This is a genomic window from Paenibacillus thermoaerophilus, assembly GCF_005938195.1.
Lineage (GTDB): Bacteria > Bacillota > Bacilli > Paenibacillales > Reconciliibacillaceae > Paenibacillus_W > Paenibacillus_W thermoaerophilus.
Genome location: NZ_VCQZ01000012.1, coordinates 1 through 15,796 on the forward strand (window position 1 = coordinate 1; position 15,796 = coordinate 15,796).

General features: G+C 61.1%; 16 protein-coding genes and 1 pseudogene. 6 read left to right on the forward strand and 11 right to left on the reverse strand.

From position 1 onward, the window contains the following. Positions 1 to 340: 340 nt before the first annotated feature. Positions 341 to 1,483: a sporulation protein YhbH gene (gene yhbH / locus FE781_RS09705; protein ID WP_138789428.1), complete on the forward strand. Its 1,143-nt coding sequence runs from the start codon at positions 341 to 343 to the stop codon at positions 1,481 to 1,483. A 140-nt stretch (positions 1,484 to 1,623) separates the two neighbouring features. Here the strand turns inward: yhbH and FE781_RS09710 are convergent, their stop codons facing one another. Both FE781_RS09710 and FE781_RS09715 read right to left on the reverse strand, forming a co-directional pair. Beyond that, the gene (locus FE781_RS09710) at positions 1,624 to 1,926 is read right to left on the reverse strand and encodes a hypothetical protein (RefSeq protein ID WP_138789429.1); all 303 of its coding nucleotides are present in this window, start codon (positions 1,924 to 1,926) and stop codon (positions 1,624 to 1,626) included. Positions 1,927 to 2,057: 131 nt separating this feature from the next. After that, on the reverse strand, positions 2,058 to 2,330 hold the full coding sequence (locus FE781_RS09715) for a hypothetical protein (RefSeq protein ID WP_138789430.1): 273 nt from the start codon (positions 2,328 to 2,330) through the stop codon (positions 2,058 to 2,060). Between the two features lie 196 nt (positions 2,331 to 2,526). On the opposite strand from FE781_RS09715, the gene FE781_RS09720 reads away from it, so the two are divergent. Beyond that, positions 2,527 to 3,225: a 3'-5' exonuclease gene (locus tag FE781_RS09720; protein WP_170209499.1), complete on the forward strand. Its 699-nt coding sequence runs from the start codon at positions 2,527 to 2,529 to the stop codon at positions 3,223 to 3,225. 107 nt (positions 3,226 to 3,332) lie between these two features. On the opposite strand, the gene FE781_RS09725 is transcribed toward FE781_RS09720, so the two are convergent. From FE781_RS09725 to FE781_RS09755, 7 genes and pseudogenes are all read right to left on the reverse strand, one after another. Beyond that, positions 3,333 to 4,130 (reverse strand): YheC/YheD family protein, encoded by a 798-nt coding sequence (locus FE781_RS09725; RefSeq protein WP_138789432.1) that lies wholly within the window; start codon positions 4,128 to 4,130, stop codon positions 3,333 to 3,335. Next, positions 4,127 to 5,266: a glycosyltransferase family 4 protein gene (locus FE781_RS09730; protein ID WP_138789433.1), complete on the reverse strand. Its 1,140-nt coding sequence runs from the start codon at positions 5,264 to 5,266 to the stop codon at positions 4,127 to 4,129. The genes FE781_RS09725 and FE781_RS09730 overlap by 4 nt, the downstream gene beginning before the upstream one ends. Before the next feature lie 295 nt (positions 5,267 to 5,561). Continuing rightward, positions 5,562 to 5,676: pseudogene (locus FE781_RS18145) on the reverse strand (ABC transporter ATP-binding protein); the annotation flags it as partial. A gap of 166 nt (positions 5,677 to 5,842) precedes the next feature. Beyond that, the gene (locus tag FE781_RS09740; RefSeq protein WP_138789435.1) at positions 5,843 to 6,988 is read right to left on the reverse strand and encodes a virulence factor; all 1,146 of its coding nucleotides are present in this window, start codon (positions 6,986 to 6,988) and stop codon (positions 5,843 to 5,845) included. 15 nt (positions 6,989 to 7,003) lie between these two features. After that, entirely contained in the window at positions 7,004 to 7,870 is an 867-nt protein-coding gene (locus tag FE781_RS09745; RefSeq protein ID WP_138789436.1) for a metal-dependent hydrolase, read from the reverse strand. 232 nt (positions 7,871 to 8,102) lie between these two features. Further along, entirely contained in the window at positions 8,103 to 8,804 is a 702-nt protein-coding gene (locus tag FE781_RS09750; protein ID WP_138789437.1) for a hypothetical protein, read from the reverse strand. A gap of 298 nt (positions 8,805 to 9,102) precedes the next feature. Beyond that, the gene (locus tag FE781_RS09755; RefSeq protein WP_138789438.1) at positions 9,103 to 9,363 is read right to left on the reverse strand and encodes a DUF3886 domain-containing protein; all 261 of its coding nucleotides are present in this window, start codon (positions 9,361 to 9,363) and stop codon (positions 9,103 to 9,105) included. 163 nt (positions 9,364 to 9,526) lie between these two features. Between FE781_RS09755 and FE781_RS09760 the strand changes: the two genes are divergently transcribed. Beyond that, positions 9,527 to 10,960 (forward strand): SpoVR family protein, encoded by a 1,434-nt coding sequence (locus tag FE781_RS09760; RefSeq protein ID WP_138789439.1) that lies wholly within the window; start codon positions 9,527 to 9,529, stop codon positions 10,958 to 10,960. A 162-nt stretch (positions 10,961 to 11,122) separates the two neighbouring features. After that, a complete protein-coding gene (locus FE781_RS09765) occupies positions 11,123 to 11,686 on the forward strand; it encodes a guanylate kinase (RefSeq protein WP_138789440.1) in 564 nt (187 codons plus the stop codon). Between the two features lie 186 nt (positions 11,687 to 11,872). Here FE781_RS09765 and FE781_RS09770 read toward each other — a convergent pair whose 3' ends face one another. Beyond that, the gene (locus FE781_RS09770; RefSeq protein WP_138789441.1) at positions 11,873 to 12,544 is read right to left on the reverse strand and encodes an MOSC domain-containing protein; all 672 of its coding nucleotides are present in this window, start codon (positions 12,542 to 12,544) and stop codon (positions 11,873 to 11,875) included. A gap of 120 nt (positions 12,545 to 12,664) precedes the next feature. Here FE781_RS09770 and FE781_RS09775 point away from each other — a divergent pair, with 120 nt between their 5' ends. Together FE781_RS09775 and FE781_RS09780 are read left to right on the forward strand one after the other, a co-directional pair. After that, positions 12,665 to 13,753, forward strand: a complete 1,089-nt coding sequence (locus FE781_RS09775) for a M15 family metallopeptidase (protein WP_246068130.1) — start codon at positions 12,665 to 12,667, stop codon at positions 13,751 to 13,753. After that, entirely contained in the window at positions 13,750 to 14,427 is a 678-nt protein-coding gene (locus FE781_RS09780) for an HD domain-containing protein (RefSeq protein ID WP_138789442.1), read from the forward strand. The genes FE781_RS09775 and FE781_RS09780 overlap by 4 nt, the downstream gene beginning before the upstream one ends. 323 nt (positions 14,428 to 14,750) lie before the next feature. Here FE781_RS09780 and FE781_RS09785 read toward each other — a convergent pair whose 3' ends face one another. Continuing rightward, complete coding sequence (locus FE781_RS09785; RefSeq protein WP_138789443.1) at positions 14,751 to 15,779, reverse strand: endo-1,4-beta-xylanase; 1,029 nt, start codon at positions 15,777 to 15,779, stop codon at positions 14,751 to 14,753. Between the last annotated feature and the right edge of the window lie 17 nt (positions 15,780 to 15,796).

The window sequence follows — 15,796 nt, forward strand, 5'->3', positions numbered from 1 at the left end:
CACCAAGGTGGTTTTGGGAATACCGTATTTTTTAGCTGCAGCCTTAACGCCGATCTGGCCACTTTCGATTTCCTGTAGGATGGCGAATTTCTCCGACGCACTATATTGTTTATTAGGCATGAAAAAAACTCCCTTTACAGCAGCAGGTTTTATTATTTCACCTGTCTACCTTAAGGGGAGCATATCAGCTTGGGGGCAGCCCCGTCGGCAGCCTGTTCCATCCTATTCCCGGGCAGCTTATTTTCCGGCAACCCGCGCAACGCGCACATACCCCCGGCCGACGAGAATATATTGATATAACAAGCCCTTGCGCAAGCAATCAACGGAGGAGGCGTTGCCGGTGTCCGAACCGTTATATATCGTGTCCCGCGAAGATTGGTCGCTGCACCGCAAAGGGTACCAGGACCAGACCCGGCATCAGGAGAAGGTGCGGGAAACCATGAAGCAAAATTTGCCCGATCTCGTCACCGAAGAGAACATCATTATGTCGAGCGGCCGCCAGATCATTAAAGTCCCGATCCGAAGCCTGGACGAATACCGGTTCCGCTACAACTACAACAAATCGAAGCATGTGGGGCAGGGCGACGGCGACAGCAAGGTGGGAGACGTGCTCGGCGTCGATCCGGAATCCGGCGCGCCCGGCAAAGGCGAAGGGGCCGGCGATCAGGCGGGAGAAGACTACTACGAAGCGGAGATCAGCCTCGAGGAGCTGGAGGCGATGCTGTTCGAGGAGCTGGAGCTGCCCCATCTGGAGCAGAAGGAAAAGGATCAGATGATCGTCGAAGAAATCGAATTCCGCGACATCCGCAAAAAAGGCATCTTGGCCAACATCGACAAAAAAAGAACGATACTCGAAAACCTGCGGCGCAACTCCCGCCAAGGACAGCCCGGCATCCACCACATTACGCCGGACGACCTGCGCTTCAAGACATGGGAGGAAGTCGTACGGCCGCAATCGAACGCGCTTATTCTCGCCATGATGGACACAAGCGGCTCCATGGGCCAATTCGAGAAATACGTGGCGCGCAGCTTTTTCTTCTGGATGACCCGGTTTTTGCGCACGAAATACGAGCGGGTCGAGATCGTGTTTATCGCCCATCATACCGAGGCCAAAGAGGTGACGGAGGAGGAGTTTTTCACGAAAGGCGAGAGCGGGGGCACCATCTGTTCGTCCGCCTATCAGCTGGCGATCGACCTGATCGACAAACGTTATCCTCCGCGCCATTACAACATTTATCCGTTCCATTTCTCCGACGGTGACAATCTGACAAGCGACAACGACCGCTGCGTCAAGCTGATCGAGCAACTGCTCGCCCGCTGCAACATGTTCGGTTACGGCGAGGTAAACCAATATAACCGCTCCAGCACGCTGATGTCGGCTTACCGGCACGTCAAGCACGAGAGGTTCCAGCCGTGCATGATCCGGGAGAAAGGCGAAGTCTACAAGGCGCTCAAAACGTTTTTCGGCAAAAAAACGTCGTGATACGGCCGGCAAAAAAATAAACCCGCCTCCTTCGCGCGAACGGGGCGGGTTTTTCGCATGCGGCCCGAAGCCGACCGGAACCAGGAGCTTCCCCGCCGCCGGCTTGCGGCCCTGTCGGGAGAGCGTGCCGGCCTTCGCGTTTACGCCGTCATCCCGATGTCATGCTGGCCGATAATCAGCGTCTGCGGTTCGAGATACGCCCTGAACACGCGGGCTTCCTGGGTCAAGTCGATTTCGATGTCGACCACCTTGTAGCGCACCGTGCGGTTCTCCCTCTTGTCGTAAACCACGCTGAATTCGCGCAATCCGACCGGATACGTGGCGACCGACCAGCCGATCGCCAGCGATGTCGAAGGAACCGTGCCATGCTCAAACCATGTTTCGGTCAAAATCTCGTTGTTCATGTCCACGATCGTTACCCGCTGCAAAATAACCGTCTGCATCCTCTCGTCTCCTTTGTCGCGTCATGGCGATACTTGGCATTAAGTATACCATATTTCGACAGACGTTAAAGAGAGGTACGGCGGGTTTATTCCTCTTCGCGGGCGGATCGCCGCTTTCGGATCGCGTCGGGCTACTCCTCCAGTTTCTCGCAGGCCGCGTCGACCAGGGCGTCGAACCAATCGTCGTTGCGCTCGATTTCCTCTTCCACCCAAGCGATGTCGGACTCCTTGCCCGGCTCCCGGGCGAACAGGAGATTATACTCCCAATCCCGGCCATCCTCGCTGTACAGCGTCATTTCATACGGCTTCGCGTGGCCCTTCACTTCGAAAATCACGCGCCCGACGTAGCCTTCGCCGGGTTCCCGCTTCATTGACGCTTCCCATATGTTCAATTCCGCTGCCATCGGCTATCCCCCGTATTCCTTCAGGTTTGTCCATGTTCGTATCCATTGTAAGAAAAATCCGAACCGAAGTCCAACCGGCCGCCGGCGCAACGCCGACCGCCCGGAAGCTCCGGGACCTGGGACTTTCGCTGAGGACCCGGTTTTGGTAGGATACTCATATGGACAAGCTTTACGGAAAACGGAAAGGGGAGCCCCTATGTCTGTCATCGTCGTATACGATTTGGAATTCGCGATGTCGCAGCATCGCAGACAACCTTCCGATATTATGGAGATCGGCGCCGTCAAGGTTGTGAAAGGCGAAAACGGATGGACGCTTGGCGATACGTTCCAGACGCTTGTTCGCCCCGTACAGAAGATGACGGTGTCCTCCGACGTGAGGCAACTGACGGGCATCACGCTGGACGAGCTGGCGAAGGCGCCTTCGCTGCGGGACTCGCTCGAAGCGTTCCGCCGCTGGCTCTCCGCCGACCCGGCCGCCGAATACCTCGCCGCCTGGGGCCCGGACGACAAGTGGATGCTGCTGACCCAATGCCGCAAGGAAAATATTCCGTACGACTGGATTCGCAACCATAACGACCTGCAGAAGCCGATCTCGCGCATGATGGGACTTCCCGGCAACAAGAAGGCGGGCTTGGCCCGTGCGCTGGAATGGGCGGGCTTGACCGCCGAAGGGCGTGCGCACCGGGCATTGGACGACGCCATCAACACGGCCCGGCTTGCGTTGTCCCGCATCGGCGAGCTGGAGTTCGAACGGAACGAGCCGGACGAAGACCTCGTCTACGCCACGAAAGTCGTGTACTCTTCGGCGGACGATTCGTCGGAGGAAGATGATCCGGCGGCCTCGTCGCCGTTCGCCGGCCTTGCGGCGCTGTTCGGCACGCAGAACCGGGGCTAAAGCAACAAGCCGGCTCCCCGAATGTTTGCCGCCTCCCGGCGGTTGGACCCTGCGGCTCCTTCAGGAGCGCAGGGTCTATTTTTGCATGGGGGGGCTGGAAGGACCGGTTACAGCCGGCCGTTCGCCTTGGCGCAGGCGATAATCCGCCTGAACATGCGTTTATCCTTCAACCGGTTAAAAATATACGGATCGGGACGCGTATTCACTTCCAGCACCCACGGATGCAGCTTGCGGTCCAGAGCGACGTCGACGCCGACCTCCCTCACGCCGGGGAACACCTTCCCCATCTGCCGGGCGATATTCAGTCCGAGCGTTCGCAGACGGGCGATTTGGCGCTCCCTTGCCGTCCGATCCGGCAGATGCGGCGAGAGGAGCGCGCCCACCGGCGTGGGCGTTCCCCGATCGTGGAAATTCGTGACGATCCGGCTCGGGTGGGCGACCCGCCCGATGATGCCGGTCGTCTCCCAATGGCCCTCCGGATTATGCTGCACCATGACGCGCAGGTCGAACGGCCGATTCCGGTACTTCAGCATACGAATCCCCTGCTGCGCCAGATACTTCCTTTTGACGCGGGAACGGAGCACCGAGGCGTACAGCCCGTCGAACGAACCGAACGACGCCGACCTGGAGAGGATCTGGTAGCGGTAAGCCGTTCGCGCGCCGATCCGCAGCTTCTCCGTTCTCATAACGCCTCGGCCCCCTGTGCCGAAGTCCGGCTTGACATACGCCATGCCGTAACGGTCCAGCAAGCTTCTTAACGAGGTACGGCTCAGAACCGCCGTCTCCGGAACATACCGGCGCAAGTCGGCGCTGCGCAAAAGCGCCTTTGTCTTCACCCACTTGCTGCCGATATATCGCGGCCGGATTTTCCGATGGGCGATCAACGCCCTTGCGCGCTTGATCATACACTCCCACTCCTCCCGGCGGACCCGCCGCCGTACAATTTGATCAGCTTTGCCGCCGTGCCGTTCCAGCCGAACCGGCGGATCGCATCCCGGCGCGCCTGCCTGGCCATTCGCATCGCTCCCGCCGGATCGCGCGCGATGCGCAGCAACTGGGCGGCGAAGGCGGCCGGGTTCCGGTATTCGCGCACGAGCAGACCGTTAACGCCGTGGCGCACAATCTCGGGAATGCCCCCGATGCGGGAAGCGACCAGGGGTGTGCCCGACGCCATCGCTTCGACGTTGACGAGGCCGAACGCCTCATGCCCCTGCGACGGGCAGACGAAGCAGTCGCCCGCCCAGTAGAACCGGTGCATGTTCCGGCGCGAGACGTAGCCTTGGAAGCGGGCGGGAACGCCGAGCGACCTCGCCAGCCGCTTCAGCTCCGAGATATAACCCGGCTTGCCCGTTCCTCCGGCGATCAGGAGCTTCGCCGCCGGCACCGAGCGGCGAACGATCCGAAGGGCGCGCATCAGGACGGGAATGCCCTTTTTCCGGATCAGCCTGCCGGCGAACAGCACCGTGAATCCGCCGCTTGATCCGTACGCGCGTCGCGCCGCCGCCCGCTCGCCGGCGCCGGGCGGGCGAAACTGCCGCAGATCGGCGCCGAGGTGCACATAACGCAGCTTGCGGCGGATTGCGGGATACCGGTTGCGAAGCCAGTCGAGCAGCGAACGGCTGTTGGCGACGATGAGATCCGCCGCGGCCAGATCGGCGGCGCATCTCGCCCGCGTCGTCATCGGGGACGATACGAACGTCGTGGAATGAAGGAATACCGCCACCCGGATGCCGGGGAACGCCTGGCGCACTCGGGTCACGAAGCGGGGGCGATTGTCGATCTGCACGAGATCGTACCGCCCGCCCTTCGCCCGGGCCAACGCCCGGGACAAATAAACCATCGGCCGGCCCCCGTTCACCCGCAGGATGGTGACGCGCCCGTAGACGCTCTTGCGGGGCCAACCTGTCTTATGTCGGCTGACGATCGTCACCTTGTGGCCGGCCGGCATATGCCGCGCAATCTGAAACAGACTGTGTTCCACCGAACCTCCGACGACGGGAGGAACCGGGATCTGCTCCGGCGCAATAATCAATAAATGCAATTGGAACCCTCCCTCCCGCAACCTCCAGACTATCGTATTCACGGCGATGCGGGAGGTCTGTGCCCTTGTCCTGCGGGCTCGAATTTTTGGCGGCCCGGTCAGAGCATCAGATTTTTGCGACAGCGCCGACAGCACCAGGAATATCAGGCTGTAATACTGAACGGACAAAAAATCCGTCACGCTGCCCCCGTCGCGTACGGGGATTCGGCCAGCGCCTTCAACGCTTCCGGACCGTCCGCCGTTGCCAGCAGCTTCTGCTTTTGTCTGGCCCGGATCGCCTCGATGGACTCTTCCATGATGATTCGGCCGTCCTTGATCATCGCCGCGCGGCCGCATGTTTTCTCCAGCTCCGAGAAGATGCGGGAGGACATCAGCACCGTCTTCCCCCGGCTCTTCTCCTCCCGGAATAAGGGGCCGTCCAAAAGGGTGAACCCCAAAAAGCCAGCCCCGATATAAAAACAAATGAACCTCCAAAACCACTGCAAAAGTGGGGTTGGAGGTTCATTTTTGAACCCAAAAACGGACTATTGGGACGGCCACGTTCCCGCTATCGGCATGGAGCGGCGGACAAGCGGCTCAGTCGCGCCCCGCTTCGCCGCGCTTCGTCATCTGCTGCCAGACGGAACCGGCGGCCGCTTCGCCTCGCTCGATCCGCTCCAGCGCCATCTTCGCCTGCAGCGCCACCTCGAATTCGGTATCCTCGGCGGCGGTCCGCAGCGCCTCCACGGCCGATTCGTCTCCCGCCTCGTACAAAAACCGGGCGGCGCGCCAACGCACCAGCTTGTTCGGATCGGAGAGCGCCCGGATCATCGGGCCGATCGCGATCGGATCGCCGATGTCGGACAGCGTATCCCCGGCTGTCCGGCGCACGGCCGGCGAAGGGTCCCGAAGCGCTTCGATCAGAAGCTGCATCGCCTCCGGCGTGCGCAGATCGCCGAGGTAGACGACCGCGAGCCGGCGCAACGAAGCCTTCTCGTCGCGCAGCGCCCGGGCGATGACCGGCAGAGCGGCCGGCTCGGGCTGCAGCCGCTCCAGCGCGGCGTAGCGAACCTGCCAGTCCGGCGAGTCCAGCCGTTCCGCCACCTGCTCCGGCGTCAGCGGCGTCCGGTCCGGCGGGGGAGCGGCTTGCTCGCCCGTTCCCATCGCGCGGGCGTGCTCGACCAGCTCCTTCAGCCGCTCGTCCGGATAAGCCGCGTCGATCTCCTGCGCGACTTCGGCGGCGATCTCGGCCGGCTCGCCGTACCGGACGCCGAGCTCGTGAAGCACGCGCTCGCGGATCATCGTCGCGCCCGCCGCGTCGCTCACCGCTTTGGCGAACCGCTCGGGCAAGCCGGCCCGCATCTCGCTGCGTCCGGTGCGCACGCGGATCTGAATCGGGATGCCGCGGTACATCTGCACGAGCACCTGCGACTCGCCGAAGCCGTCCGCATCGCCGCCCGCTTCCCCGACCGCCCAATTCGCCGCTTCGCCGCCCAGCACGGCGCCGATCTCCGCCAGCACGCGCTGCCAATCGGCATTGGGCATACGGTCGACGGCGATGAAGTCGGCGGCGTGGAAGACGCTTTTCACCCCGTCGATCGCCAGCAGCCGCCGCGCCCATTCCGGCGCGCGCGCCGCTTCCTCGGGCTTATAGATATGCCGCACGCCCGGAGGCAGCGATTCGTCCAAATTCAGCTTCATCGTATTCGGGCTGGGCGTCGGTTCGATCGACAACAATTTCATGATGCGTCGCCTCCATTATTTCTTCTCGAGATATTCGAACAAAAAGGATTCGCCGTTGCGGTAAAACCGGGGATCGTATACGCCAAGCCGCTGACCGTCGTCGATAATCACGACGAACGGCGACCATTCCATCAGCGTCCGGGCGGCCGGATTGCGGGCGAACAGCGGCTCCAGATCGGCCTGTTCCTGCGATACCAACGTCTCGGTCACGGCCGGTTCGCGGAACGGCTTCGCTTCCAGAATATCGACGGTTCCCTCTTTTTTGCCGAACGCCTGGAACGTCCAGGGGACAAAATCCGCCGCCAGCGCCACTTGGTCGTATTCGCCTTTTACGGATTGGTACACTCCGTAACCGAAAGCGCATTGGATGGCGACATGCAGCGCCATGGCCGCCCAGACGCCACGGAACACCCGATGCGACGCTTTCCGGCCGAAGCGCACAAGCAGATAACCGGTCAGAATGACCGCCCAGAACACCAGGTCCACGATCGGGATCACGCCCAGCGTAAGCCTTGCGTCCGAGAACGGCTCCAGATACCCGGTTCCCCAGGCATTCAGCACGTCGCTCGTATCGTGTATGAACACGGCAAGCGCCCCCAGGCCCAACAGCTTCGGGTCCTTGACCTTCCAGAAAAGCCGGCACGCCAGCCAGATCAGCAGCGCCCAGACCGGAATCATGAAGACGGAATGGGTGATCCCGCGATGCCACATCTGGTACATCCCCTGCGTGTCCCACAACTGCGAGACGACATCGATGTCGGGAATTTGGCTGCCGACAACCGCCGTAAACAGCACCGCGCGTTTCTCGGACCGGGCCAGCTTGCGTCTGTCGGCCGCTCCGTTCAGAGCGAGTCCGAACAACGTATGCGTAATCGTATCCATAACGTACACCCTCCCTTCTCTATCATACCCGTTGGCGGGAACGGTTCTCAAGGAAACGGCCTTTCCGGCAAAAAAAACAAGCCTGCCCGCATTCCGGGCAGACCCGCTTCCCGTTGAGCCGCTTGCGCCGGCGGCGCATATCGGTTCCACGGTTCCTTGTCCCTTATTCGATTTCTCCCGATGCGGGAGCGGGAGCCGGAGCCATCCGGCCCGCGGCCGCCGCCGTACCCTCCTACAGCACCATTTTGGCCGCAAGGAATACCAGGATCAGATAGGAGCCTACGCTTACGGCTTCGTAGAAAAATTGGCTGCCGGCCGGAATCTCGAACCACTGCTTGGCGGCGGACACGGTCATCAGCAGCGAAACCAGCAGCGAGACGCCGACGATCAGCAGCGACAACGGGACGTTGATCAGGGCGAATACCGCTCCCGCCAGAAATCCCGCGCCGCCGATCAACTGCAACGAGCCGAGCGCGGACAGAACCTCGGCCGGTGCGCGCTTGCGCCTGCCCTTCCAGTTGCCGAGCGCCGTCAGCACGCCGAGAAGGATGACGACCGACAGCAGTCCCAGCACAAACAACCGGGGCGCGATGTTTAAGGAATCTTCGAGCAGATCGCCGACTCTCCCGAAAAAAAGCAGACCGCCCATCGCTTCGGCGATCGCGTTCATCACCTTGCTCTGTATCGCCCACGCCCACAGGAAAAATCCGATCGCGGATGCGGCCAAGCCGATAACCCCGTGCCACAAGTCGCGTTCCGGCGAACCGTTGAGCGCGGAATAAGGCTCCTTCAGCAGCTTCACAAGTCTCGCGGGATCGACCGATACCCCGCCTGCCTTCTGCGGAAGGGCAGCGGCCGCCGCGACTTGGCCGTTCGGACAGTCGTGCGCCGCTCCTTCGGTCAAAGCTTGGCCGCATTGCGTGCAATATGCCATGTTCGACAAACCCTCCAACCTCTATTTATATATTTTCAGGATAAGGATTCGACAATACTTCTGTTTTTTCCTTCTCTTTCCGACACGATTTTGTCACATTTGACCCCCGGATCGGGATCGCGGCAAGGTTCCGGCACCCAAACCCGTCCCGGCGGCGGCGGAACGAACCCGGAGCAGCCGCTGCGGACAGCCAGCCGGACCAAAGCTCGCGGCCAATCGCACCGGTGGACGCCCGGCTCCGTCCGGAGCCTCCTTGCGGCCGGCGCCTGCCGCCAGCCGGGCGCGCGGAACCGGTCGCTCACTTGTATTTGCGCCAGTCCGGATCGCTGTTCTCAAGCAAGTAGGCGAAGTCTTGCTCCAGGCGCTTCTGCTCGTCCTTGCGCGCTTCTTCCGCCTGCTTGCGGGCGGCTTCCTGACGCTTGGCCTCTTCTTGCTTCAGCTCGTCGGCCTGCTCGCGCAGCTTGCTGACGATGTCCGGGGACAGCAAGTCCTTCAGGGTCGCCGGTCTGTCGGCGGCAAGATCGGCCGCGGGGCGCGGCGTCGGTTTTTTCTTCGCCATCGGTCTCACCTCGGTAAATTTGCCATCATTATAGCATCATCCCCGCCGCAGAGCCACCGCCCGGCCGCTCGGAAACACGGCTATCGCCCTCATAAAATCCCGCGCGCGCACATACGCATAGATACGAGCATATTGCACGCACGCGAGGAGGCGCTACCGTCCGATGAACAGCGACGATATCAAGGCGCTGGAGCGCGCGATCGACGAAATCACCGAGATCGCCGTCGGCTTCGGCCTCGATTTTTACCCGATGCGATACGAAATTTGCCCGGCGGACATCATCTACACGTTCGGCGCTTACGGGATGCCGACCCGCTTTTCGCATTGGTCGTTCGGAAAGACGTTCCACAAAATGAAAATGCAATACGATTTCGGCTTGTCCAAAATATATGAGCTTGTCATCAACTCCAACCCCTGCTACGCCTTCCTGCTCGAAGGCAACTCGCTGATCCAGAACAAGCTGATCGTCGCCCACGTGCTGGCGCATTGCGACTTTTTCAAGAACAATGCGCGCTTCTCCCGCACGAACCGCAACATGATCGAGAGCATGTCCGCCACGGCCGACCGCGTCCGGCGCTACGAGATGGAGCACGGAACGCTGAAGGTGGAGCAGTTCATCGACGCGGTGCTTGCGATTCAGGAGCATATCGATCCTACGCTGATCGGGCCGTACGTCTACGATCACAAGACGAAGCGCACCAGCCTGGCGGAACCGCCGGCTCCCACGTCCTCCAAGCCCAAAACCGGCTACGAGGACTTGTGGGAGATCGGCAGCTCGCCCGGGGAGAAGGAGACCAGACCGGCCCAGTCGCCGCGTATTCCGCCGCGGCCGGAGAAGGACCTGCTGCTGTTCCTCGAACAGCACTCGACGGTGTTGGAGGATTGGCAGCGCGACATCCTGACGATGCTGCGCGACGAGATGCTGTATTTCTGGCCGCAGCTCGAGACGAAAATCATGAACGAGGGCTGGGCGTCCTATTGGCACCAGCGCATCATCCGCGAGCTGGACTTGACCGAAGACGAGGCGATCGAATACGCCAAGCTGAACGCGTCCGTCGTCGTGCCCTCCCGCCATCATCTTAACCCGTATTACTTGGGCATCAAAATATTCGAGGACATCGAAAAGCGCTGGGACAACCCGACGCAGGAAGAGATCGAGCGCTACGGCCGCAAACCCGGCAAAGGCCGGGAAAAAATATTCGAGGTGCGCGAGATGGAGTCCGACCAGTCATTCCTGCGCAACTACCTGCACAAACAACTGGTGGAGGACCTGGACCTGTACGTGTTCGAGAAAAAGGGGGCGGAATGGAAAATTACCGACAAATCCTGGGAAAACATCCGCGATCAGCTCGTCTATTCCCGCGTCAACGGCGGATTCCCGTATTTGCTGGTCATCGACGGAGACTACCTGAAGAACGGCGAGCTGTTTATCCGGCATCAATACGAGGGCATCGAGCTGGATCTGAAATATTTGGAGCGCACCATGCCCTACGTGTATCAGTTGTGGGGCAGAACGATTCACCTGGAAACGGTCATCGAGGATAAGAAGGTGCTGTTCACCTACGACGGCAAGAAGCATCAGCGGAAGTTTGTATAATGCGCAGAGCCGTCCGTTCCCCGGATCAGGCGGCTTTTGCTTTACGCCCGCAGCGTACGCGCCGCAGGCGGCGGCCCGCGTCCTTTTTTTCTATGATTTTCCGCCCGATTGTACTATAATGGAAGTATAGAAGACGCTTCCACGCCAAGGAGGTCGAAGACGATGAACAAGGTGTTTGTCTTTACGGGCGCCAGCGGCTCCGGACGCAAGACGATTGCGCACAGATTGGGCCGGGAGCTTGGACTTCTCCACATCGTCTCCTATACGACGCGGCCGATGCGGCCGACGGACGAGCAAGGGCGGGAATATCACCACGTGGACCGGGCGGCTTTTATCGAAGCGGACCGGAACGGCGAATTTCTGCAGGTGGCGGAGATCGGCGACCACTTGTACGGAATCAAGCGCAAGGATGTCGAAGACGCGCTCGCAACCGGCCGGCACGTCTATATGCTCCTCAACCGTTACGGCGCGAACAAGGTGAAGTTCGAATACGGGGACCGGGCCGTTCGCCTGTTCCTCTATGTGGACAAGCCGACCTTGCAAGCGCGGCTGGAAGCGAAGGGGCTGCCGTTCGAGGTGGTCGAGAGCTATCTCCGGCGCTACACCGAGGAAGTCCTTTACCGCAAGGAATGCGAATTCACCATTGAGAACCGCGATTTGCACGAGACGCTTGAGCGCGTGAAGAGCATCCTGCTGGAGGCCGGTGCGCCAACCGCCGGCAAATAAGCCGTTTACAATGCGATGAAACAGGGCCGGGCCCGCTCGATACAGCGGACCGGCTCTTCTTGCTTGGCCGACTCGAACCGTGCCGCGCCCGTGCGAAGTTCCCCTCGCATAGACCGCGATCGGCTCTCGCGACCGTTTCCTCCGGGCCGGCCGATCCGTCAATTCCGCCATCGCTTCGGCTGCTGTTCAGCCCTGGGGCGGCTCAGCTTCCAACCGGGCGAGCCGCCTTTCGAGCGTCTGCCGCCAGCTTTGCGCCAGCGCATCGACGGCAAGCAGCTTGCGGATCGCGTCCTTGTCGGTTTTGCGGAAATACATGATCGCATGGGCCTCGGCTACCGTCATCCCCTGCGGATCGGTCCCGACGGGCTCTAGAACGGCGCCGGCCGGATCGACGACCCCTTCTTCCAGCACGCGCAAATAAAATCCGGTATACCCCGTCTGCGCAACCTCCGCCGGCATCGATTCCCGCTGATACCTCGCTGCAAGCTTGAAGCAAGGCTGGCGGGGCTGGCTGATCTGCACCAGCGCGTCCCCCAGCCGGAACGTGTCGCCGATGCGCACGTCGCTCTCCCGGAATCCCGATACGGTCAAGTTCTCGCCGAACGCCCCCGGCTCCAGACAACGCCCGAGCACCCGCTCCCAATGCGGATAATGATCCCATATGTATACGCACAACGCTTTGTCGGGTCCGCCGTGGTTGACCAGATCCGCCTGACCGTCCCCCTCGAACCCGGCACACGACAAATATACGGGTTGGGCGACAGGCGATTTGCATATGCCCGAAGGCACCGGCTTCCCCTGATGCCGAAGCTCGGCCGGCTTGCCTACGTTGACGGCGACGATTCGATATGAAGACATCTCTGCCGCATCCCTTCGTTTTTTTCCTATCGTATCCTAAAACCAAACGGGGCGTAAAGTCGTCTAGTTTGATATAATGAGGCTTGCGATTGACTGCAGAGAAAGAGTGGAGATGGCATCATGAACCGACATTCCCAGCCGCGAACCGGCAAGAAGATACGGACAGCCGCCGCCGCAATCGCGGTCGCCGCGATGCTGACCGCCGCCGCGTGCGGAAGCGGCTCCGGCACGGAACCGGCCGGCGCAAGCCCGCAGGCGACCGCGGCTTCCGGCGGCCAGACGGTTACGCCGAAGGTTCCGGAGACATTAAAGCTGGCGCCCGGGGCCGAACAGGCGTTGGAGGTGCAGGGCGTATCGGATCTGTCGGGCGTCGAGTTCGTATCGGACCGCCCGGAGCTGCTGACCGTCGATACGAAGGGCGTTATCCGCGTATCCGCCAAAGCGCAGCCCGGCGCAACCGCCGTCATCCGGACGAAGATCGGCGGCAAGGAGCTGACGACAACCGTCACGATCGACGGTGAAACCGCGACGCCATCGCCATCGGCGGGCAAAACCTCGCCGACGCCGGCCGCCTCGGCTTCGGCCGCCAAGCCTCAAGCGAAAACGGTAACGGTCTCCAACGAGACCGATCTGCTTGTCGTCGTCAACAAGCAGCGCCGCCTGCCCGAAGGGTATGTGCCGCCGGATTTGACGGAGCCCCAGGTTCCTTTCTCCTTCACGGGCAAAAACGAACGGCGATACATGCGGAAGGAAGCGGCCGAAGCGCTTGAAAAGCTGTTCGCCGCCGCCAAGGAAGACGGCATCGAGCTCGTCGCCGTATCCGGCTATCGCTCCCAGACGACGCAAAAAGCGCTGTTCGAAGGTTATGTGAAAACGCAAGGCGAGAAGCTGGCCCGCCAATACAGCGCGGAGCCGGGGCACAGCGAGCATCAGACGGGGCTGGCGATGGATGTGTCGAGCAAAAGCGCCGGATTCAGTCTGGAGGAGAAGTTCGCGTCCACTGCGGAAGGCAAGTGGCTGGCGGAGCATGCGCATGAGCACGGCTTTATTATCCGTTATCCGAAAGGCAAGGAATCCGTTACGGGTTACAATTACGAGCCTTGGCATCTCCGGTATGTCGGTGTCGACATTGCCCGGGAAATACAGAAAGCCGGCCTGACGCTGGAAGAATACTTCAAAGACAGCATCGCCGCCGACAGCAAATCATGACGAATCGCGGACGTGAGGATCGGGAAGGCGCTCGGGCGGCCGCCGTCAAAGCCGCGGAATGGCTCGCGCGGGAGAGACTGGGCGGCGAAGCAAGCGGCCACGATTGGCACCATGCCGACCGCGTGCGCCGGATGGCGCTTCGGCTGGCGCCGGGAGAAGGCGCCGATCCGTTCGTGTGCGAGCTGGCCGCCCTGCTCCACGACATCGCCGACCGCAAGCTCGTACCCGACGAGGAGCTGGCACTGACAGAGCTGGAGAGCTGGCTGAAGCGTCAGCCGATTTCGGGCGAAGACGCCGGCCATGTGATGGAGATTATCCGCACGATGTCCTTCCGCGGAGGCAGCGGCCCCCCGATGCGGACGCCGGAAGGGCGCGTCGTGCAGGATGCCGACCGGCTCGATGCGATCGGAGCGATCGGCATCGCCCGGACGTTCGCGTACGGAGGCCGGGCCGGCCGGCCGATATTCGCGCCGGCGGACGGCAGCCGCGCGGCTCCGGAGGCCGCGGACCGGCGCCCGCCGGAATCCGGGCCTTCGGCTGTCGGGCATTTCTACGACAAGCTGCTGCTGCTCAAGGACAAGCTGAACACGGCGGAAGCCCGTGCCATCGCCGAGCGGCGGCACCGGTTCATGCTGGCGTACCTCGAACAGTTTTACGCCGAATGGGAAGGCTGACCGCAGCGGTTGAACCGCACGGAGCCGCCCCGCGCGTCTGAAGCTCAGACAGGCGGGGCGGCGCTTTTTTGCCGCGCGTGCGGCAGCTTCCGTCCGGAGAGATGATCATGCTCATGGTCAGTGTAAAGCGAAGCAGGATTCCCGGTTGGCAGAAAATGTGGATTGCAGACGCTTCAATCGAGATCCTGACTCCTATCTGTCCAAGCTCGAGCAAGAATGGGCCGAGATCTATGGTTAGTAGCTAATTTTGCTGGCGCAGAAAAACTTCACAGCCTTGCGGTTGGACTGAGAAACTTCGTTTTCAAATGACGGCGGGAGCAGCGTCATTCCCGCTTTCCCGTTTCAATCCCGTTTACGACTTTCCAAAACGCCGGTTTCGGCTGATGGTGCTCGTCGAACAGGAAAGGCCAGTTTTTCCGTCCGCGTACCGGGAAGTGATCCAGCCAGGTGTAATCGTCCGCGATTCCCCAGAACGTCACGCATTCGATGACTTCGCGGTATTCCCGGAACAGGCGGAAAATCTGCTCGTACCGCTGCTCCTGCAATTCCGCCATTTCCGCCGTCGGCGATCGGAGATCGGTTCGCCGGTCGTCCCACTCAAATACGGAGAGATCCAGTTCGGTCACATGCAGCTTCAGGCCCAGCGAAGCGTAACGCTCGATAGCGGCCCGGATGTCGTCGAGAGACGGACTCCGCAGTTGCCAATGCGCCTGGAGGCCGATGCCGTGGATCGGGACGCCACGCGCTTGCAGGGACTTCACCAGCGTCACGATCTTCTCGCGTTTGACCGGATGACTTTCATTGTAATCATTGTAGAACAGCAGCGCGCCGGGGGCGGCCTCGTGCGCGAATTCGAACGCTTTGGCAATAAATTCGTCACCGGCGATACGCAGCCATTTGGAATCTCGAAGCAGTTCCGCACCTTCGTCCGCTACTGCTTCGTTTACGACGTCCCAGCAGAAAACGTCGTTTTTGTATCGGCCAACCACCGTATCGATATGTTCCTTTAATCGGGCGTACAACGTCCATTTGTCCGCCAGACCGCCTCCCGGCCGCTCAAAAAGCCAGTCCGGCGTCTGGTTGTGCCATACAAGCGTATGTCCCCTCATCTTCAGGCCATGTTCCCGCGCAAATTGAACCAGCAAGTCGGCCTCTTCGAACATGTACGTCTGCTCTTGCGGATGGATGCGCTCGAATTTCATCTCGTTTTCCGATGTTATGCAATTGAAATGCAGAGTCAACAGATCGGCCGAGCCGACGAGCGTACGCGGGTTGACCGCGGCCCCGACCAGGAAATCATCGGAGAATGCTTCATGAAGCGGCTGGACAGCGGAACTTGCGGCTTGTTTCATCCCCAAACCTCCCTAGG